Origin of the sequence: Vibrio sp. 1F253, assembly GCF_041439295.1 — a bacterium.
In the GTDB taxonomy this organism is placed as follows: Bacteria; Pseudomonadota; Gammaproteobacteria; order Enterobacterales; family Vibrionaceae; genus Vibrio; species Vibrio tasmaniensis_A.
In genome coordinates, this window is the sequence record NZ_JBGONU010000003.1 from 22,473 (window position 1) to 43,693 (window position 21,221).

Sequence of the window (21,221 nt, forward strand, 5' to 3'; positions counted from 1 at the left end):
CATAAAAAATAACAAGTACATGAATAGTTAGTCATTTACTGTCTGGATGACAGCGAAGCAAAAGGGAGAATTGCAATGGCTCTATATGATCCTAGTCTTGAAAAAGACAACTGTGGATTTGGTTTAATAGCGCAAATGGAAGGCCAACCGAGTCATAAGTTGGTACGAACTGCTATTTCAGCCCTCGATCGCATGACACACCGTGGTGGTATCGCCGCGGATGGTAAAACCGGAGATGGCTGTGGCTTATTGCTACAGAAGCCCGACTCTTATCTCAGAATTATTGCTGAAGAGAATAACTTCAAGCTCGGCAAGCAATACGCTGTCGGCATGATTTTCTTCAGCCAAGACCCAATCAAAGCGCAATCGGCACAAGACATCGTCAATAAAGAGCTCGCTCAAGAGACTTTAACCGTAGCTGGCTGGCGTGTCGTGCCAACCAACACCGATGTTTTAGGCCCAATCGCCAAAGATTCTGTTCCCAATATTCAACAAGTGTTTATCTCGGCCCCTGCGGGTTGGCGTGAACGCGATATTGAACGACGCCTTTATATCGCTCGTCGTCGAATTGAAAAGCAGATCACCGAAGACAAAGATTTCTATATTTGTAGCCTGTCGACTCAAGTCATGGTCTACAAAGGCTTGTGTATGCCCGCCGATCTTCCGCGATTTTACCTCGATCTTGCAGACTTACGTATGGAATCAGCAATATGTCTGTTCCACCAGCGTTTCTCAACTAACACTCAGCCGCGTTGGCCACTTGCTCAACCATTCCGTTATTTGGCGCACAATGGTGAGATCAATACCATTGAAGGCAACCGTCAATGGGCTAAGGCTCGCGCCTATAAATTCTCTTCACCGCTGCTGCCCGATTTACAAACGGCTGCACCTTTTGTGAATGAGACAGGATCAGATTCATCAAGCCTAGATAACATGCTCGACCTGTTCCTTGCTGGGGGTATGGATGTGTTCCGAGCGATGCGTATGCTTGTGCCGCCCGCTTGGCAAAACCACCCAGACATGGATCCTGAGCTTCGTGCCTTTTACGATTTCAACTCAAAACACATGGAACCGTGGGATGGCCCTGCCGGTATCGTACTGTCTGACGGCCGTTATGCTGCATGTAACCTCGACAGAAACGGCTTACGCCCTGCTCGCTATGTGATCACAAAAGACAACCTAATCACCTTGGCATCTGAAGTCGGTATCTGGAATTATGCGCCAGACGAAGTGGCAGAGAAAGGACGTGTTGGCCCTGGTGAATTACTCGTTATTGATACGCGTCGCGGTAAGCTATGGCAGTCGAACGAGATCGACAATGATCTTAAAGGCCGTCACCCATATAAAGAGTGGATGGATAAGAACGTTCACAAATTAACACCGTTTTCCGCACTAGCAGATGACCAAGTCGGTAAGCGTAATTTTGATGATGACACCCTAAAGACCTATCAAAAACAGTTTGCAATGAGCAACGAAGAGTCAGACCAAGTACTGCGTGTACTCGGTGACATGGGACAAGAAGCGGTCGGTTCTATGGGCGACGATACGCCAATGGCAGTGCTGTCTTCTAAAGAGCGCCTAATCACCGACTATTTCCGTCAGAAGTTTGCTCAAGTCACCAACCCACCGATTGATCCTTTGCGTGAAAAACACGTTATGTCTCTGGCAACCAGTATCGGCCAAGAGATGAATGTGTTCTGTGAAACCGATGGGCATGCTTACCGTGTGACGTTTGATTCACCCGTTCTGCTTTATTCTGATATGCAGCAACTTCTGCAATTAAATCAAAAGCATTATGGCCATACGATTCTTAGCATGCACTATGACCCAGCAGAAAAAGATCTCGAACAAGCCATCAATGACTTGTGTGATCGTGCGGTTCAAGATGTACGTGACGGCGCCGTTTTGGTTGTGCTTTCAGACAAAGGTTTAGAGAAAGGTAAGCTACCCGTTCCAGCAGCTATGGCTGTCGGTGCGGTGCAAACTCGACTCGCAGACACCAACCTACGTTGTGATGCTAACATCGTGGTTGAAACAGCAACTGCACGCGACCCACATCAATTTGCCGTACTGCTTGGCTTCGGCGCAACCGCGGTTTACCCGTATCTCGCTTATGAAGCTCTGGGCAAAATGTTGGACGATGGTTCATTAGATAAAGACTATCGCACTGCATTACAAAATTACCAAAACGGCATCAACAAAGGCCTGTATAAGATCATGTCGAAGATGGGTATCTCGACGATTGCTTCGTATCGCTGCTCGCAGTTATTTGAGGCGGTCGGTTTGCATACCGATGTCGTTGATTTGTGTTTCCGTGGCGTAACGACTCGTATCCAAGGCGCTAGCTTTAGCGACTTCCAACAAGATATCTATAATCTATCTCGCAAAGCATGGACTAAGCGTAAACCACTGGAACATGGTGGCTTACTCAAATACGTACATGGCGGCGAATACCACGCGTACAACCCAGACGTAGTCAGCACCTTACAAACCGCAGTAAAGACAGGTGAAACATCGGATTATCAATCTTTTGCGAAGCAAGTTAATGCTCGTCCTGCTGCTATGCTGCGCGACTTAATGAGCCTCAAAAAAGCCGATCAACCTCTACCTCTAGAACAAGTCGAGCCAAGTAGCGATCTCTTTAAGCGCTTCGACTCTGCGGCAATGTCGATTGGTGCCTTGAGCCCAGAAGCTCATGAAGCATTAGCAATGGCGATGAACCGCTTAGGTGGTTATTCTAACTCTGGTGAAGGCGGTGAAGATCCACGACGCTTTGGGACAGATCGTAACTCGCGTATCAAACAGATAGCATCCGGTCGTTTTGGTGTGACGCCACATTACTTAACCAATGCGGATGTTCTACAAATCAAAGTCGCACAAGGTGCGAAACCAGGAGAAGGCGGTCAACTACCGGGTCATAAAGTCACGGCAGAAATCGCTAAGCTGAGATACTCAGTTCAAGGCGTGACTCTGATCTCTCCTCCTCCACATCACGATATTTATTCTATCGAAGATCTGGCGCAGCTGATTTTCGACCTTAAGCAAGTTAACCCTAAAGCCTTGGTTTCAGTGAAGTTAGTCTCTGAACCGGGTGTAGGCACCATTGCCACAGGTGTAGCGAAAGCTTATGCCGACTTGATTACGATCTCCGGTTACGACGGTGGTACTGCAGCAAGCCCGCTGACTTCAGTGAAATACGCAGGTTGTCCTTGGGAGCTTGGCTTAGCCGAAACTCAACAAGCACTCGTCGCCAACGGGCTTCGTCATAAGATCCGCCTGCAAGTCGATGGTGGTCTGAAAACCGGCCTCGACGTCATTAAAGGCGCGATTCTAGGCGCTGAAAGCTTTGGTTTTGGTACTGCACCAATGGTCGCAATGGGTTGTAAGTTCTTAAGAATTTGTCACCTAAATAACTGTGCGACAGGTGTGGCGACTCAAGATGAAACCCTACGCCGCGAATACTTCAAAGGCCTACCAGACATGGTGGTGAACTACTTTACCGGCCTAGCCGATGAAGTTCGCCAGTACCTTGCAGAACTTGGCGTAGAGAAACTTACTGATCTGATTGGTCGTACTGATTTGCTTGAAGCCGTTCAAGGCCTCACGGCGAAACAAAGCAAGCTCGATCTCTCTTCGATATTGGAAGCTCCGGTATCTCCAGAAGGTCACCCACTGTTTTGGACAGAGCCAAACGCACCGTTTGATAAGGCTCAGCTCAACCAACAGATCCTTGATGACGCAATCGATGCGATTGAGAAACGTCAATCCACCAGCCTTTACTACAACGTGATCAACACCGATCGCTCGATTGGTGCTCGTATCTCAGGTGAAATTGCCAAACGTTACGGTAACCAAGGCATGGCCGGTTCACCAATTAAGTTGTATCTCGATGGCACGGCAGGCCAATCCTTTGCGGTTTGGAACGCTGGCGGCGTAGAGCTGTATCTGACGGGTGATGCCAATGACTATGTCGGCAAAGGCATGGCTGGCGGCAAAGTAGTGATCAAACCTCACCAAGGCACAGCCTTTACTTGTAACGAAGCGACCATCATAGGCAACACTTGTCTGTATGGCGCAACCGGAGGCAAGCTATTTGCCGCAGGTACTGCGGGCGAGCGATTTGGCGTGCGTAACTCAGGTACCGTTGCTGTGATTGAAGGTGCGGGTGACAACGCCTGTGAATACATGACTGGCGGTATTGTTGCTATTCTTGGCGCAACTGGCGTCAACTTCGGCGCCGGTATGACAGGTGGTTTTGCTTATGTGATGGATAAGAACGAAGACTTCCAAGGTCGTGTGAACAACGAATCAGTCGAAGCTCTTTCTCTGTCTGATCTATTTATCCACCAAGAACATCTACGCGGCCTGATTGCAGAGCACTTAGAAGAGACTGGCTCAGTACACGCTGAAGCTATTCTGGCGAACTTTGATGAATGGATTCCGAAGTTCTACCTAGTGAAGCCAAAGACGGCGGATCTTAACACCTTGCTCGGTCACCAAAGCCGTAGCTCTGCTGAACTTCGTGTTCAAGCGCAATAATTGGAAGGAGCCAATAATGAGCCAGAATGTATACCAATTTATTGATGTGAATCGCGTAGACCCAGCGAAGAAGCCAATCAAGATACGTAAAATTGAGTTTGTAGAGATCTACGAACCTTTCACTAAGCAACAAGCCAAAGCGCAAGCTGACCGTTGTTTAGACTGTGGTAACCCTTACTGTGAATGGAAATGTCCAGTTCATAACTACATCCCTCAGTGGCTTAAGCTTGCCAATGAAGGGCGCATTATCGAAGCCGCTGAACTGTCTCACCAAACCAACAGCTTACCTGAGGTGTGTGGACGAGTTTGTCCTCAGGATCGACTGTGCGAAGGATCTTGTACCCTCAATGATGATTTCGGCGCAGTAACCATCGGCAACATTGAAAAATACATCAATGACAAAGCGTTTGAGATGGGCTGGAAACCAGACATGTCTCACGTTGAATGGACCGACAAAAAGGTCGCGATCATCGGGGCTGGCCCAGCAGGTCTTGCTGCCGCTGATATCTTAGTTCGAAACGGTGTGAAGGCCGTGGTATTTGACCGCTACCCCGAGATCGGTGGCCTGCTGACGTTTGGTATACCATCGTTCAAGCTTGAGAAAGGCATCATGGAAAACCGTCGCCGTATCTTTAGTGGAATGGGCGTTGAATTTAAGATGAATACCGAAGTCGGTAAAGATGTTCAACTGCAACAACTGGTCGATGACTATGATGCTGTTTTCTTGGGTGTCGGCACCTATAAAAATATGCGTGCTGGGTTAGACAACGAAGAAGCACCGGGCGTTTATGATGCCCTACCATTTCTTGTTTCCAACACCTACAAGGTCATGGAGCTGGATAACCCAACGCCATTCATCGACATGAAAGGCAAAAAAGTGGTTGTGCTTGGTGGTGGTGATACCGCGATGGACTGTGTCCGAACGTCGATTCGTCAACACGCTGCTAATGTTGTTTGTGCTTATCGCCGAGATGAAGCAAACATGCCGGGCTCTCGCCGTGAGGTGAAAAATGCAAAAGAGGAGGGCGTGAAGTTCATGTTCAACCTTCAACCATTAGCACTGGAAACCGATTCATCCGGTCATGTGACTGGCGTTAAAGTGGTGAAAACAGCCTTGGGTGAACCAGATGAGGCAGGCCGCCGTCGTCCTGAACCGGTTGAAGGCAGTGAGCATGTTCTTGAGGCTGATGCCGTGATCATGGCATTTGGTTTCCAACCTCATGCAATGGAATGGCTAGAACCATTTGGTGTAGAGCTCGACCAATGGGGTCGCATCAAGGCTCCCGGCAAACAAGAGTTTCAATACCAAACCACCAACAGCAAGATATTCGCTGGTGGCGATGCCGTTCGAGGCTCTGACTTAGTGGTAACCGCTATCGATGAAGGCCGTAAAGCCGCAGAAGGGATCTTGGATTACCTAGAAGTGTGATTGGGTTTCCTTTATTACTCAGTTCGTTACTATAAAAAAGGATCCAATGATGGATCCTTTTTTGAATTAGATTCGTTTATCACAAGCATCACGAAAATACGTAAAACAATTACAAATAAGCCAATACCGATAACTACAATTAGAATTAAAAACAACGCCATAGGACACACTATGAAAAAAGCCGCTCTCCTTTCTCTATCTCTTTTGACTTTAACCGCTTGTAGCCAAGGAATCACGGACATGAAAGACAGAACTTCATCACCTTGTGGAGACAAACCAAACTGCGTATCAACTCAAGATGACCGTGAACAGTATACATTGGCCGCGTTTGAGTTATCAGGTTCAGCAAACTTAGATGCGATTGAGCAGGTTGCGCTGACCTTACCAGGAGCGAAAACAGCCAACAAAACCGAAGACTACCTACGTGTTGAATGTACTTCTCGCATCATGCGCTTTGTCGATGATTTAGAGCTTAAGATCACTGATGGCAAACTGATCGTGCGTTCAGAGTCTCGCACTGGCCATTCTGATTTTGGCGTAAACCGAAAACGAGCGGATCAACTTCGTGCTAGCTTGAAAAACGAAGGCTTCATCAAATAGATAAAAGAATACACAGATAAATCGTCTGTATTCGGATGAGAAGTGCTTCTGGGCAGTCGCTCGACACTTCTCTTCCATGCTACAATTTCGCTCTACTGTTTAAATATTATTTATTAAGAGACTACACATGAAAATCGGCATCATTGGCGCAATGGAGCAAGAAGTTGCGATCCTAAAAGCAGCAATTTCAGACATTACTGAAATTAATAAAGGCGGTTGTACCTTTTTCTCTGGTCAGCTAAATGGTGTTGACGTTGTTTTGCTTCAATCAGGCATTGGTAAAGTAGCAGCCGCTGTTGGTACTTCAATCCTGCTAAGTGAATACCAACCAGATGTCGTTCTAAACACTGGCTCTGCTGGCGGTTTTGATTCAACACTGAACCTTGGCGATGTGGTTATCTCTACTGAAGTTCGTCACCACGATGCTGACGTTACAGCTTTCGGTTACGAAATTGGTCAAATGGCAGGTCAACCAGCAGCGTTCAAAGCTGACGACAAACTGATGGCTGTTGCTGAACAAGCTCTAGCACAAATGGAAGATAAGCACGCCGTTCGCGGTCTTATCTGTACTGGCGACGCATTTGTTTGCACAGCAGAACGTCAAGCGTTCATCCGCAAGCACTTCCCATCAGTGGTTGCTGTAGAGATGGAAGCATCGGCTATCGCTCAAGCTTGTCACCAATTCCAAGTACCATTCGTGGTTGTTCGTGCAATCTCTGACGTTGCAGACAAAGAATCACCAATGAGCTTCGAAGAGTTCCTGCCACTAGCAGCACAAAGCTCTTCTGAGATGGTTATCAAGATGGTTGCCCTACTAAAGTAAGCGACTAGACATGCAAACACTGTTTGATCAGGTATTTGCAAATGGCGTGCTCCTTGTAATGTGGGGAGCACTGCTTTTTCATTTAATTTTACCTATCCCCCATGCCGCACATCCCACGACCTTATGGCATAAGTTTGCTGAACTTTTAGCAACCAAGGTTAATAACAATCAAAATTATTCCCAAAGCTTAATCTCAGGCACTTTAGCTTGGGGGTTAATGGTCTTGCCTGCTCTGGTTATTCTATTGGCACTGCAGCCACTGGTTTGGCAATCACAACTGTTTGAATTAGCGCTGTTGTTACTCGCTATTGATTGGCGTAACAATGAAAAGTTGGCAAATCAGTTGATCAAAGCACTTGGCCGAGAAGATAAAGCCGCGGCTCGCCAGTTATTGGCTCCGATTGTTAACCGTCAAACTGAATCACTGTCATCACTTGGACTTGGCAAAGCCGCGGCTGAAACTATCATCATGGGTTACGCTCGTAATGTGGTTTGTGTTTTATTCTGGTACGCCATTGGTGGTGGAATCGCCGCGTTAATGTATCGCCTGATTGTTGAGTTAGCGCGTGCATGGTCACCAAGTCGAAAGCGATTTTCTCCATTTGGATCAACGGCAATCAAGATTGTCGCTATCCTAGAATTCATACCAATGCGCTTGTTTGCCTTGATGATTGTATGTGGTGATAAAGCGTCTCACACATTCAAGATGATGCTCGTTCAGAGTCGATCTTGGCCATTGCCCGGCCCAGCATGGTTGATTACTGCTGTCGGCAACAAGCTTGAGCTGTCACTGGGCGGCCCTGCGATTTACGACAACACCAAAGCTATTCGAGCAAAATTAGGCGGCAGAGTCGCCCCTTCAGCCCTGCACTTGTCTCAAGTTCAAAAACTGCTGTTTGGTCGCATCGCTATCTGGATATTTTTACAAAGCCTAATCTTACTATTTGTTCACCAAGGGATTTAGAGTGAAACCATCAGCACTTGTTACAAGCCTTACTATTTTGTCTTCCAGCTTATGGCTGCCTTTATCATTTGCAGAAGAAGCACTACTGATTTCAGAAAAAGTTCAACCTGCTCAACGTGTGGTTAGCCTTGCTCCTCATGCCACTGAACTCGCATACAGCGCTGGTTTAGGTGATAAGCTTGTTGCGGTGAGTGAGCGAAGTGATTATCCACTACAAGCTGACAAGCTAGAGAAAGTGGCGAATTACCAAGGCATCAAGGTTGAGAAGATCATCGCCCTGCAACCGGATCTCATTCTCGCATGGCCAGCTGGAAACCCGCCCAGAGAACTCGCGAAACTGGAGCAATTTGGTTTTAATATTTATTACTCAAAAACCAAGAGCCTAGATAACATCGCGACCAATATTGAGCAACTTAGCCAATTCGCAAGCGATCCAAGTATTGGCGAAAATAACGCTCAACAATACAGAGAGCAGCTCAACGCGTTGAGACTAAAATACAAAGATGCCGAGCCAGTAAACTACTTCTACCAACTCAGTGAGAAGCCGATCATCACTGTTGCTCAAGGGCACTGGCCAAGTGAGGTGTTTGAGTTTTGTGGTGGCCACAATATTTTCGAAGACAGTGCTTCCCCTTACCCGCAAGTTGGCATTGAACAAGTTGTGTTAAGGAAGCCGCAAGTGATCTTCACTTCTCAGCACGCAATTGAGAATGGAACCATGTGGCAAACTTGGGAAGACGAGATCCCGGCAGTCGCTCAACATCAGATTTGGTCACTCAACTCTGATTGGATTAATCGCCCAACGACGAGAACTTTGAAAGCGATCCAACAAGTATGCGATTTCTTCGATAGAGCTAGACAAAACCACTAACTATTTGCTGCGTTTTTTCGTACAATTCGCCACCGACCTGTCCCTACAATTTCAACCATAAGAGCACCAGTATCATGGACTCCATGCTGCTTTATATTATCGATTTATTTGGCACCGCCATCTTTGCCGTCTCAGGCGTATTTGTCGCTGGCCGTCTTAAGATGGATCCCTTTGGCGTAGCCGTTTTAGGCAGCGTAACCGCGATTGGCGGCGGTACTATTCGTGACATGGCATTGGGCGCGACACCGGTGTTTTGGATCACTGATACCACCTACCTTTGGGTTATCATCACCACCTGTTTGCTGACCATGATTATAGTAAGACGCCCCAAGCGTCTGGCGTGGTGGATCCTACCAGTATGCGATGCGATCGGCTTAGCGGTGTTTGTTGGTATTGGTGTAGAAAAAGCACTGATTTATCAAGACTCGGCATTAGTGGCCATTATAATGGGTGTTATCACAGGCTGTGGTGGCGGTATTATCCGTGACGTGCTTGCACGCGAAGTGCCAATGATTCTAAGAAGTGAAGTCTATGCGACCGCTTGTATCATTGGTGGTACTTTCCATACCATGGCGCTCAACATGGGACACGACTCAGAAACCGCCTTTTTGGCCGGCGTGTTCACGACACTATTGATTAGGCTTGGCGCTATTCGCTGGCACTTATCACTGCCAACCTTTGCTATCAAATAAGCTATCGTTACAAAGTGAAAGGCTCCGCAAAGGAGTCTTTTTTAATCCAGCTCGCTCTGCAATCCATTCGAATGCTCTCGTGACACTTTGCGTTCACAATTTAAAATACCTAACTGAGTTCAAACCTTTAGTTTCAAATCTAGAGAATGAATGTTGTTTGAGGTAAGTTGAAACAATCATTCCCAACTTTCATGAATATCACTCAATGTTACTCGAAGGAATCGAAACTCTATTGGTGCTGAGTAAAGCAAAAACCATGAGCCGCACAGGCAGTTTGCTTTATATCAGCCAATCAGCGGTCAGCAAACGGATTTCGAATTTAGAAAAGAAGCTAGGTAAAAAGCTCATCGAGCCGAGTGGCCGACAGATAAAACTGACGCCGGATGCGATTGCATTAATCGAGAGCATAGGCCCTACAGTCAATGAACTTAGAGGGCTTATTTATGAACAGCAAGAGTTGGAAGATACCACTCTCATTACTTTAGATAGCTCTAAGTCTCTGATAGCGGGTTATTTAGGTGAGATGATGGGCCAATTTATCCAACAAGATAAATACATCACCATCACCACTAACCATACACCAAGAATTATCGAGCGAGTGCAGTCTGGTAAGGCGACCTTGGGGTTGTGTGCTGGCTTACTGCCGCCGCATCATGGATTGATGACCTTCCATCTATTTGATGAGCCGTTTTACATAGTGAGTAAGTCGCCGCTAACGGAGCTTCCTCCATTGGTGATTACCAACGATATGACCAACCCTGCCAACTCTTATCAGCTCTCAGTGTTAGAAAAGTTTGGTATTAAACCCTTGATGGAGATGGATGCCTATACCGCAGCAGCCCAGCTAGCGCTAGGAGGAACGGGGCCGGCTTTGAGCCCGCTTTCTATCGTAAAAACACTCAACATTAAGCCTCAATACCTGTTTAGCTTTCCCGAATTGCAAGGATTGATTAGACCGATTCATATCTGTGTGAGACCAAACAGCTATCAATCTCCGCGAGTTAAAATACTGATAGAATCCATTGTTGATGCTGTTCCCAAAGCAGTTTAGACGCCATTAACATCGACATCACGATCACAAGAGGGCGAATCCATTTCTGCCCTTTTGTTACCACTACTTTAGCGCCAAGTTGAGCGCCCATAAAACCACCAACTGCCATCACTAATCCTAATTCCCAAATTGGCAAGCCAGCTAAAATAAAGAAGATCAATGCGGCTATATTCGATGTGAAGTTAAGTATCTTGGTGCGTGCCGTTGCATCCACTAAAGAGAAGTGACCGATAGCGACAAAACATACCGTGAAAATTGAACCTGTTCCTGGGCCAAAAAAGCCATCGTAGAAGCCAACTCCGCCACCAATACACAAAGCAAACATCGCCTCAGAGATCTTCTGCTTTCCTTCAGACGCTCTAGTTTGGGGTGCTAACAGGAAATAGAGAGAGATAGCGATAAGCAGCAGCGGTATCACGCTAGTCAGTAAACTCGCATCAATGTGCTGGACTAACTCGGCACCAATTGCAGAGCCAATAAAAGTACAAAAGATCGCGAGGCGCATCTCTTTAATACTAACGATGCCGTTGCGTACGAAATACCAACTGGCAGAAAAACTACCAAATGAGCTTTGAAGTTTATTGGTTGCCAGTGCTTGCGTTGGTGGCACTCCGGCCGCTAGCAATGCAGGTAGAGTCAACAATCCACCGCCGCCAGCCATTGCATCAATAAAGCCTGCCGCCGTTGCAACAACAAACAAGATAGCCAATATTTCTAGAGTGATTTCCATATACCCAACGCCTTAAATTCTCGTATAGCGACAAGTTACCACTCACGGCAGATGAGCAATAACGAAACACAAGATTGTAACCTATTCCAAATATTCATCATTTAGCCATCACCAGATTTTCACCAGATAACAGACATAAAAAAGCCCACTCCGAAGAGTGGGCTTTGAGCATTTATATCCGCTTAACAGCGATACGCGTTAGTCTATTAAGCTAGAGAAGCTTTAACTTGTGCGTGTAGCTCTTGAACTGAAGTTACTGACGTTTTCGCGTCTGCAGTGTGCGCCATACAAGTCGCGAATGCAGCGTTTAGCGTAGTCGTGTAGTTCACTTTCTCAGCCAACGCGCCACGACGAAGAACTTTAGAATCTTCAATCGCTTGACGGCCAGCTGCAGTGTTCACGATGTACGTGTACTCGTTGTTCTTGATACGGTCAAGAATGTGAGGACGACCTTCGTGTACCTTGTTTACTAGACGTGGGTTGATACCCGCTTCGCCAAGGATAACAGCTGTACCGTGAGTTGCGTCTAGCTGGTAACCAAGCTTAGATAGCTTAGATGCTAGGTCAACAACACGCTCTTTGTCGCCTTCGCGAACAGAAAGCAATGCACGACCGCCTTCAGGGTAGATGTGACCACAACCCAATTCAGCTTTAGAGTATGCTTCAGCAAACGTTGCACCAACACCCATAACTTCACCAGTAGAGCGCATTTCTGGGCCTAATAGTGGGTCAACACCAGGGAATTTGTTGAACGGAAGAACAACTTCTTTCACTGAGTAGTATGGTGGGATGATTTCTTTCGTAAAGCCTTGAGACTCTAACGATTGACCTGCCATCACACGAGCTGCAATCTTAGCGACTGCTGCGCCTGTTGCTTTCGATACGAACGGCACTGTACGTGCTGCACGAGGGTTAACCTCGATTAGGTACACTTGGTTGTTCTTAACAGCAAACTGCGTATTCATCAGACCACGAACACCCAACTCGAACGCTAGCTTTTCAACTTGCTCACGCATTACGTCTTGGATTTCTTGGCTTAACGTGTAAGCCGGAAGAGAACATGCTGAGTCACCTGAGTGAACACCCGCTTGCTCGATATGCTCCATGATACCCGCAATAACAACGCGCTCACCGTCACAAATCGCATCAACGTCCACTTCAACAGCATCATCTAGGAAGCTATCAAGTAGTACTGGAGATTCGTTTGAAACGCTAACTGCTTCGTTGAAGTAGCGGCGTAAGTCTTGCTCATCGTATACGATTTCCATCGCTCGACCACCAAGAACATAAGAAGGACGAACAACCAATGGGAAGCCGATTTCGCGAGATTTCTCTACCGCTTGCTCCATTGTTGTTACTGTCGCGTTTTCTGGTTGTAGAAGACCAAGACGGTCAACAGCAACTTGGAAACGCTCACGGTCTTCTGCACGGTCGATTGCGTCTGGGCTAGTACCAATGATTGGTACGCCAGCAGCTTCAAGCTCACGAGCCAGTTTCAGTGGTGTTTGACCACCGTACTGAACGATAACGCCTTTTGGCTTCTCAACACGAACGATTGCTAGTACGTCTTCCAGTGTTACTGGTTCAAAGTACAGACGGTCAGACGTATCGTAGTCAGTCGAAACTGTCTCAGGGTTACAGTTAACCATTATTGTTTCGTAGCCATCTTCACGTAGTGCTAGAGATGCATGTACACAACAGTAATCGAATTCAATACCTTGGCCGATACGGTTTGGACCGCCGCCTAAGATCATGATTTTCTCTTTGTCTGTTGGGTTCGATTCACATTCGTCATCGTAAGATGAGTACATGTAAGCCGTATCAGAAGAGAACTCAGCCGCACACGTATCTACACGCTTGTAGACTGGGTGAATATCGTATTGGTCACGTAGACGACGAATTTCACTTTCAGCCACACCTAGAATCTTAGACAGGCGAGCATCAGCAAAACCTTTACGCTTAAGCTTCATTAGCTCGTCTTTATTCAGACCAGCAAAGCCTTTCGCTTTAAGTTCTTGCTCTAGTTTTACGATGTCTTCGATTTGAACTAGGAACCAACGGTCAATTTGCGTTAGGTTGAATACACCATCAACTGACATACCAGCACGGAAAGCATCTGCGATGTACCAAATACGGTCAGAACCAGCTTCTTTAAGCTCATGGCGAATCGTCGTTAGTGCGTCAGGTGCATCTAGGTCGACCATTTCGTCAAAACCAGTTGCGCCAACTTCTAGACCGCGAAGTGCTTTCTGTAGAGATTCTTGTTGGTTACGACCGATAGCCATAACTTCACCAACCGACTTCATTTGAGTCGTTAGACGGTCGTTAGCACCTGCAAACTTCTCGAAGTTAAAACGAGGAATCTTAGTTACAACGTAATCGATTGTTGGTTCGAATGATGCTGGTGTTGCGCCACCAGTGATGTCATTCATTAGCTCGTCTAGCGTAAAGCCAACAGCCAGTTTCGCTGCAATCTTAGCGATTGGGAAACCTGTTGCTTTAGAAGCAAGTGCAGAAGAACGAGATACACGTGGGTTCATCTCGATGATAACCATACGGCCATCTTTCGGGTTAATACCAAACTGTACGTTTGAGCCACCCGTTTCAACACCAATCTCACGCAGTACCGCTAGAGAAGCGTTACGCATTAGTTGATATTCTTTGTCTGTTAGCGTTTGAGCAGGAGCCACAGTGATCGAGTCACCAGTGTGAATACCCATTGGGTCAAAGTTTTCAATCGCACATACGATGATGCAGTTGTCGTTCTTGTCGCGAACCACTTCCATCTCATACTCTTTCCAACCGATAAGTGACTCATCGATTAGAAGTTCGTTGGTTGGAGAAAGATCCAGACCACGACGACAAATTTCTTCAAATTCTTCTTTGTTATAAGCGATACCACCGCCTGTACCACCCATCGTAAACGATGGACGAATGATACAAGGGAAACCAACCATTTCTTGAACTTTGTAAGCTTCTTCCATCGTTTTCGCTGTATCAGCCGTTGGACACTCAAGACCAATAGCTTTCATTGCTTTATCAAAACGAGAGCGGTCTTCAGCTTTATCGATAGCGTCAGCAGTTGCGCCAATCATCTCTACGCCGAACTCTTCAAGTACGCCGTATTTTTCTAAATCTAACGCACAGTTAAGTGCAGTTTGGCCGCCCATTGTCGGTAAAACTGCATCAGGCTTCTCTTTAGCGATGATGTTACGAACCACTTCCCATTGGATAGGTTCGATGTAAGTCGCATCAGCCATGTCTGGGTCAGTCATGATTGTCGCTGGGTTCGAGTTTACAAGAATAACTCGGTAACCTTCTTCGCGAAGTGCTTTACAAGCTTGAGCACCAGAGTAATCAAACTCACATGCTTGACCGATAACAATCGGACCAGCACCTAGAATTAGAACACTTTTAATGTCAGTACGTTTTGGCATTATCTACTACTCCGGATTACGCTGTGTGCTGTTTAATTAATTCAATGAAGTGGTCGAATAGCGGCGCCGCATCTTCTGGACCTGGACTTGCTTCTGGGTGACCTTGGAAGCTAAATGCTGGTTTGTCTGTACGGTGGATACCTTGTAGAGAACCATCAAATAGAGACTTATGAGTCGCTCGTAATGTCTCTGGAAGCGTATCTTCGTCAGCAGCAAAGCCGTGGTTTTGTGAAGTAATCATCACAACATCACGATCTAAATCTTTAACCGGGTGGTTTGCACCGTGGTGACCAAACTTCATTTTCACTGTCTTAGCGCCTGACGCAAGAGCAAGAATCTGGTGACCTAGACAGATACCAAAGATTGGTAAACCTTTTTCTAGGAACACTTTTGTTGCTTCAATTGCGTAAGTACATGGTTCTGGGTCACCAGGGCCATTTGAAAGGAAAACACCGTCTGGGTTCAGAGCAAGTACTTCTTCAGCAGAAGTTTCAGCAGGAACAACCGTTAGGCGGCAGCCGCGGTCAACAAGCATTCGTAAGATGTTTCGTTTTGCACCGAAGTCATAAGCAACAACGTGGTATGGCAATTCAGAGTCTGCTTTCGCTTCAGGAAGTCCACCCGTAAGCGTCCACGAACCTTGTTTCCATTGATACGCTTCTTTTGTTGTAACTTCTTTCGCAAGGTCCATACCTTTCAGGCCAGGGAATTCTTTTGCTTTAGCTAGAGCCAAAGCTTCGTCTAAATTTCCATCATTTACTGAAGAGCCAGCTACGATACAACCGTTCTGTGCGCCTTTTTCACGAAGAATACGCGTCAGCTTACGAGTATCGATATCAGCGATACCAACAACGTTTTGCGACTTAAGGTAATCAGAAAGGGATTGTTCATTACGGAAGTTAGAAGCGATTAGAGGGAGATCGCGAATCACAAGGCCTTGAGCGTGGATTGAAGAAGATTCTTCATCTTCGGAATTGGTTCCGGTATTGCCAATGTGAGGGTAAGTAAGGGTAACGATTTGTTGAGAATAGGAAGGATCAGTGAGGATTTCTTGGTACCCCGTCATCGAGGTATTAAAAACGACTTCACCAACTGCAGAACCTACAGCGCCAATGGCTTCACCGTGAAATACTGTCCCATCTTCTAGGACGAGTAGTGCTGACTTCTTCAAGACAACCTCCAGAAATAAAAATGCATTAAAATTGATTTAATTTGCAAATCTACCTTCCTGCAACACCAAAAACTGCGTGTTTATGGAAATTAGACAAATTGGCGGTATTTTAGTGATCTGCGTGATATGTGTCAACATTTAACGCAAAAGAAATTAAACATTTGTAATAACTAATTCAATTTTCCCCATCAAAGCTTCAAAAGTTCAACTTTCATACTCTATTAATAGGAATATTACGATTTTCTAATTTTCTCCCGTCATTTTCACCCACCGTTAGGTGGCAAAAATATCACCAACAAAACGCAATCGATAAATACAATGAGTAAGCACGTAGATTTAAAGCTTTAAATCAAAAATAAAAACCAAACAGCGATAAACAACAACTAAATGCAGTTCTAATCAGAAAAATCGGAGAATAAGAAGAAAGTGACCAAGAGGAGTTTAAGTAGAAAAAAGGGGCAAATAAAGAAAGCGCCGGCAATTGCCAGCGCATAAATATCTATTTACAGGTCATTCAAACCAAGGACGTCTGTCATGGTATAAAAGCCTGCTGGTTTATCATTTAACCAAACTGCGGCCTTGATTGCGCCATTGGCAAAGGTCATTCTATCCGTTGCTTTATGGGTAATTTCTACTCGCTCACCGATATCAGCAAACATAGCGGTATGCTCACCAATAATGTCACCGGCACGAATTGTCGCAAAACCGATCTCATCTTTGGTACGCTCGCCCGTAATGCCTTCGCGTGACCAGACTGCGACATCGTTTAGCTCATTGCCCATCGCACCAGCGATCGCTTCGCCCATACCAATTGCAGTACCAGAAGGCGCATCGACTTTATGACGGTGATGAGCCTCAACGATCTCGACATCACAGTAATCGCCCATCACTTTAGCGGCCTTCTCTAACAACTTAAAAACCAAGTTCACACCAACGCTATAGTTCGGTGCCATTACGATAGCCATCTCTTTTGAAGCCGCATCGATAACCTGCTTTTCTTCTTCAGAGAAACCCGTAGTGCCGATGATCAGTTTTTTACCGTGACGTTTACAAAGTTCAATATTCGCTAATGTGCTTACAGGTGCGGTAAAGTCGACGATCACGTCAAACTGTTCAATCGCTTTCGAAAGGTCATCAACTAGAGCCACATCAAAACGACCTTCACCGCATAACTCGCCGACGTCAACACCGACCAAAGATGATTCTGGACGTTCTGAACCAGCACCAACGCTTGCTTCTGAATTATGGTGAGCGGCTTTCACCAAGTTACGACCCATACGGCCAGCTGCTCCTGCAATTGCAATTCTTACCACTGCGAATATCTCCATTGTTTTGGTTACCGTTGCCACTTATCTCTTGCAGCAACGTTCAATCGATTAATCTCTTTAAACTAACAACAATCTCAAACTCAGGCTAGCAATTACGAAAACTCTTTTATTACTCGCTCTAAAATTGGCACGTTTGCTTCGGGGAAGGCGTATTGATTCAATGATTCAAGATCGACCCATTCACCTTGTTGACCTTCTTTACCATAAGGCTGCTCTTCAAAATCAGTAACTAAGATAAAATCAAACTTAAGAGACTTATCTGTGTAATCAAATTCCAAGTGTTCAAACAGAGACTGTTCTGTCACCTTAATACCAATTTCTTCATCAAGTTCACGAGCCATTGCTTGTTCAATGGTTTCACCCACTTCAACCTTACCTCCAGGAAACTCCCAGAAGCCGCCTTTATGCTTGTCGTCTGGGCGTTTAGTAATAAAGACCTGTGACTTATCTTGGTTGAAGATAATACCCGCGACAATATGGATTCTTTTCATATGATGATGTTCCTTAATAAACGCTTCGCTCAAGCAGCCCCTGAATACGTCATCCTCAAGAAGGAGTAACGACTGAGTTGGGAAGCTAATACAACAACCTTAAGCCAAACTATCAAACAAGATTCCCTACTGCGCTCGTTCCTCGCTATAGGGAATGACGACTTTCCTTTCGACAAAAAGATAAGTCATGAAATTTACATACAAAAAGAGCCGCCTAAGCGACTCTTTTTAATAGCAGTAAGTTTTTGTGAAGCTAAGTTGTAACGCGTTAAGTGCAAGGAGGAGGCACGGAGCTTACGTTAGTAAGTGAGTACCTCCGACACTGCAATTATCCGTTACAGCGAAGGTTCACCAAACTTAGTCAATTTTACCGTGACACTGTTTGTACTTCTTGCCGCTTCCACATGGACATGGTTCGTTACGACCCACTTTACGCTCATCGCGTACTACCGTTTGTGGAGATGCCGCATCCGCTTCATCGTCAGCTAGCTGGTTTTCAGCCGTTGCATGTTGTGCTTGTGCACGACGCGCCGCTTGTTCAGCTTGAGCTTGACGTTGAGCTTCCATCTTTTCAACTTCTTCTTGTTGCTGAACACGAACTTTAGAAAGGATGGTCACAACGTCTGTTTTCAGTACATCTAGTAGGCCTTCAAACAGTTCAAACGACTCGCGCTTGTACTCTTGTTTCGGGTTCTTCTGAGCATAACCACGTAAGTGGATACCTTGACGAAGGTGATCCATCGCAGCCAAGTGCTCTTTCCAAAGGCCGTCTAGCGTTTGTAGCATCACAGACTTTTCGAAGTTACGCAGTACTTGAGCACCAACCACTTCTTCTTTCTGTTTGTACGAATCTACCGCCATAGCAAGAATGCGCTCACGCAATGCTTCTTCATAAAGCTTGTCGTCTTCGTCTAACCAACCTTGAATATCAAAGTCTAGGTCGAAGTCATTCTTCAGACGATCTTGCAGACCCGCGATATCCCACATATCTTCAAGAGACTGAGGAGCGATGTATTCATCAATAACTGACGCCAGTACATCTTCACGGTTGTGTTCGATCATTTCACTGATGTCATCTGAACTCATCAGTTCATCACGTAGCTCATAAACAACCTTACGTTGGTCATTGGCTACATCATCGTACTCAAGAAGCTGCTTACGGATGTCGAAGTTACGACCTTCCACTTTACGTTGTGCTTTTTCAATTGAGCGAGACAGCATCTTAGATTCAATCGCTTCGCCTTCGTCCATACCACTTTGGATAAGACCAGCCATACGATCAGACGTAAATATACGTAGTAGAGAATCTTCCATTGATAGGTAGAAACGAGAAGAACCCGCATCACCTTGACGACCAGAACGACCACGTAGCTGGTTATCGATACGGCGAGATTCATGACGCTCAGTACCAATGATGTGCAGACCACCTGACTCAAGTACTTTATCGTGAATGATTCTCCAATCAGCTTTGATCTTCTCGATCTGCTCTTTGGTTGGGTTCTCTATCTTCTCAAGTTGTGCCTGCCAGCTACCACCTAGCACGATATCGGTACCACGACCGGCCATGTTAGTTGCGATAGTTACCGCACCAGGCATACCAGCTTGTGCAACGATCTCAGCTTCCATTTCATGAAACTTAGCATTTAGAACGTTGTGCTTAATTTTTGATTTTTTCAATGCGTTAGACAGCAGTTCAGATTTCTCGATAGAAACTGTACCAACCAGTGATGGCTGACCAGCCGCTACACGGTCTTTGATGTCTTCAATGATCGCATTGAACTTGTCTTCTTCAGTACGATAAACCACATCTGGCATATCGTTACGAACCATAGGCTTGTTGGTTGGGATAACCACCGTTTCTAGGCCGTAGATAGACTGGAATTCGAACGCTTCTGTATCAGCAGTACCTGTCATACCTGACAGTTTTTCATACAGACGGAAGAAATTCTGGAATGTGATCGATGCTAATGTTTGGTTTTCATTTTGAATCTTCACACCTTCTTTAGCTTCAACAGCTTGGTGTAAACCTTCAGACCAACGACGACCTGGCATAGTACGACCAGTATGTTCATCAACGATAACCACTTCGCCTTCTTCAGTAACGATGTAGTCGACGTTTTTCTCAAACAATACGTGTGCACGAAGCGCAGCATTTACATGGTGCAATAGGCTGATATTGGTTGGAGAGTAAAGTGTGTCACCCTCTTCCATCAAGCCGTTTTTGACCATTAGTTCTTCTACAAACTCTTGACCGTTTTCAGTCAGGTGAACCTGTTTTGATTTTTCGTCCATGGTGTAGTGACCTTCACCACGGTACTCTTCTGAATCTTCTTTATCTTGACGCTCTAGAGAAGGAATTAGAGTGTTAATGCGCGTATAAAGGTCAGAACTATCTTCAGCGGGGCCAGAGATAATTAACGGAGTACGAGCTTCATCAATTAAGATTGAGTCAACCTCATCGACTACAGCAAAGAAGCGCTCACGTTGAACTCGGTCTTCAGCACGGAAAGCCATGTTGTCACGAAGGTAATCAAAACCAAACTCGTTGTTTGTTCCGTATAGGATGTCAGCTTGGTACGCTTCTTTTTTCTCTGGCGGAGCCATGTTTGCCACATTCACGCCAACAGTCATGCCAAGGAATTCAAATAATGGGCGGTTTGTTTCCGCATCACGCTTCGCTAGGTAATCGTTCACCGTTATTACGTGAACACCTTTGCTTGGTAGCGCGTTTAGATAAGCTGGTAGGGTTGCGGTAAGTGTCTTACCTTCACCAGTACGCATCTCTGCAATTTGGCCAGCATTTAGAACCATGCCACCAATCATTTGCACGTCAAAATGACGCATGCCGTAAACACGCTTCGACGCTTCACGTACCGTAGCGAATGCTTCAGGTAGAAGTTGATCTAACGATTCACCTTTATCTAAGCGCTCACGAAACTCAACCGTTTTTGCTTTTAGTTCATCGTCTGAAAGAGCTTCAAACGTTGGTTCGAAGTTATTAATTTCTTTTACAATTTTTCTAAGGCGGCGCAGTGTTCTGTCATTGCGACTGCCAATTACCTTTGTCAGCAGCTTAGTAATCATGTGCTTGGAAT

General features: G+C 45.8%; 14 protein-coding genes. 8 read left to right on the plus strand and 6 right to left on the minus strand.

Annotated elements, in window-relative coordinates; all coding sequences use genetic code 11:
* Nucleotides 1-75 precede the first annotated feature (75 nt).
* The 8 genes from gltB to ACED28_RS02340 all read left to right on the plus strand — a co-directional run bounded on the left by gltB (nt 76) and on the right by ACED28_RS02340 (nt 10,969).
* A complete protein-coding gene (gene gltB, locus ACED28_RS02305; RefSeq protein ID WP_102352298.1) occupies nt 76-4,539 on the plus strand; it encodes a glutamate synthase large subunit in 4,464 nt (1,487 codons plus the stop codon).
* 16 nt (nt 4,540-4,555) lie between these two features.
* On the plus strand, nt 4,556-5,968 hold the full coding sequence (locus ACED28_RS02310; RefSeq protein WP_009848402.1) for an FAD-dependent oxidoreductase: 1,413 nt from the start codon (nt 4,556-4,558) through the stop codon (nt 5,966-5,968).
* Nucleotides 5,969-6,139: 171 nt separating this feature from the next.
* Entirely contained in the window at nt 6,140-6,568 is a 429-nt protein-coding gene (locus ACED28_RS02315) for a DUF1499 domain-containing protein (RefSeq protein ID WP_009848400.1), read from the plus strand.
* A gap of 127 nt (nt 6,569-6,695) precedes the next feature.
* Nucleotides 6,696-7,391, plus strand: coding sequence for a 5'-methylthioadenosine/S-adenosylhomocysteine nucleosidase (gene mtnN, locus ACED28_RS02320; RefSeq protein ID WP_009848399.1), 696 nt, complete (start codon nt 6,696-6,698; stop codon nt 7,389-7,391).
* A 10-nt stretch (nt 7,392-7,401) separates the two neighbouring features.
* Nucleotides 7,402-8,355 (plus strand): cobalamin biosynthesis family protein, encoded by a 954-nt coding sequence (locus tag ACED28_RS02325; RefSeq protein WP_122046584.1) that lies wholly within the window; start codon nt 7,402-7,404, stop codon nt 8,353-8,355.
* 1 nt (nt 8,356) lies between these two features.
* Nucleotides 8,357-9,226 carry a vitamin B12 ABC transporter substrate-binding protein BtuF gene (gene btuF, locus ACED28_RS02330; protein WP_371709195.1) on the plus strand — a complete coding sequence of 290 codons (870 nt, stop codon included), beginning with the start codon at nt 8,357-8,359 and terminating at the stop codon, nt 9,224-9,226.
* 74 nt (nt 9,227-9,300) lie between these two features.
* Nucleotides 9,301-9,918, plus strand: a complete 618-nt coding sequence (locus ACED28_RS02335; RefSeq protein ID WP_009848396.1) for a TRIC cation channel family protein — start codon at nt 9,301-9,303, stop codon at nt 9,916-9,918.
* A 205-nt stretch (nt 9,919-10,123) separates the two neighbouring features.
* A complete protein-coding gene (locus ACED28_RS02340; RefSeq protein ID WP_371709196.1) occupies nt 10,124-10,969 on the plus strand; it encodes a LysR family transcriptional regulator in 846 nt (281 codons plus the stop codon).
* On the opposite strand, the gene ACED28_RS02345 is transcribed toward ACED28_RS02340, so the two are convergent.
* The 6 genes from ACED28_RS02345 to secA all read right to left on the minus strand — a co-directional run bounded on the left by ACED28_RS02345 (nt 10,920) and on the right by secA (nt 21,210).
* A complete protein-coding gene (locus tag ACED28_RS02345; RefSeq protein WP_009848394.1) occupies nt 10,920-11,699 on the minus strand; it encodes a TSUP family transporter in 780 nt (259 codons plus the stop codon). The two genes, ACED28_RS02340 and ACED28_RS02345, sit on opposite strands and share 50 nt — an antisense overlap.
* A gap of 206 nt (nt 11,700-11,905) precedes the next feature.
* Complete coding sequence (gene carB, locus ACED28_RS02350; RefSeq protein WP_009848393.1) at nt 11,906-15,136, minus strand: carbamoyl-phosphate synthase large subunit; 3,231 nt, start codon at nt 15,134-15,136, stop codon at nt 11,906-11,908.
* Between the two features lie 16 nt (nt 15,137-15,152).
* Nucleotides 15,153-16,307 (minus strand): glutamine-hydrolyzing carbamoyl-phosphate synthase small subunit, encoded by a 1,155-nt coding sequence (gene carA / locus ACED28_RS02355; RefSeq protein WP_017101343.1) that lies wholly within the window; start codon nt 16,305-16,307, stop codon nt 15,153-15,155.
* A 503-nt stretch (nt 16,308-16,810) separates the two neighbouring features.
* A complete protein-coding gene (gene dapB / locus ACED28_RS02360; protein ID WP_020477212.1) occupies nt 16,811-17,635 on the minus strand; it encodes a 4-hydroxy-tetrahydrodipicolinate reductase in 825 nt (274 codons plus the stop codon).
* Between the two features lie 92 nt (nt 17,636-17,727).
* Entirely contained in the window at nt 17,728-18,126 is a 399-nt protein-coding gene (gene mutT, locus ACED28_RS02365) for an 8-oxo-dGTP diphosphatase MutT (protein WP_371709197.1), read from the minus strand.
* Between the two features lie 357 nt (nt 18,127-18,483).
* Nucleotides 18,484-21,210 carry a preprotein translocase subunit SecA gene (gene secA / locus ACED28_RS02370; RefSeq protein WP_371709198.1) on the minus strand — a complete coding sequence of 909 codons (2,727 nt, stop codon included), beginning with the start codon at nt 21,208-21,210 and terminating at the stop codon, nt 18,484-18,486.
* Nucleotides 21,211-21,221 lie beyond the last annotated feature (11 nt).

Bases quoted from the DNA above. Each gene is read 5' to 3' on its own strand.
- gltB (WP_102352298.1), top strand. From the start codon at position 76: ATGGCTCTATATGATCCTAGTCTTGAAAAAGACAACTGTGGATTTGGT.
- ACED28_RS02310 (WP_009848402.1), top strand. From the start codon at position 4,556: ATGAGCCAGAATGTATACCAATTTATTGATGTGAATCGCGTAGACCCA.
- ACED28_RS02315 (WP_009848400.1), top strand. From the start codon at position 6,140: ATGAAAAAAGCCGCTCTCCTTTCTCTATCTCTTTTGACTTTAACCGCT.
- mtnN (WP_009848399.1), top strand. From the start codon at position 6,696: ATGAAAATCGGCATCATTGGCGCAATGGAGCAAGAAGTTGCGATCCTA.
- ACED28_RS02325 (WP_122046584.1), top strand. From the start codon at position 7,402: ATGCAAACACTGTTTGATCAGGTATTTGCAAATGGCGTGCTCCTTGTA.
- ACED28_RS02335 (WP_009848396.1), top strand. From the start codon at position 9,301: ATGGACTCCATGCTGCTTTATATTATCGATTTATTTGGCACCGCCATC.
- ACED28_RS02340 (WP_371709196.1), top strand. From the start codon at position 10,124: ATGTTACTCGAAGGAATCGAAACTCTATTGGTGCTGAGTAAAGCAAAA.
- ACED28_RS02345 (WP_009848394.1), bottom strand. From the start codon at position 11,699: ATGGAAATCACTCTAGAAATATTGGCTATCTTGTTTGTTGTTGCAACG.
- carB (WP_009848393.1), bottom strand. From the start codon at position 15,136: ATGCCAAAACGTACTGACATTAAAAGTGTTCTAATTCTAGGTGCTGGT.
- dapB (WP_020477212.1), bottom strand. From the start codon at position 17,635: ATGGAGATATTCGCAGTGGTAAGAATTGCAATTGCAGGAGCAGCTGGC.
- mutT (WP_371709197.1), bottom strand. From the start codon at position 18,126: ATGAAAAGAATCCATATTGTCGCGGGTATTATCTTCAACCAAGATAAG.
- secA (WP_371709198.1), bottom strand. From the start codon at position 21,210: ATGATTACTAAGCTGCTGACAAAGGTAATTGGCAGTCGCAATGACAGA.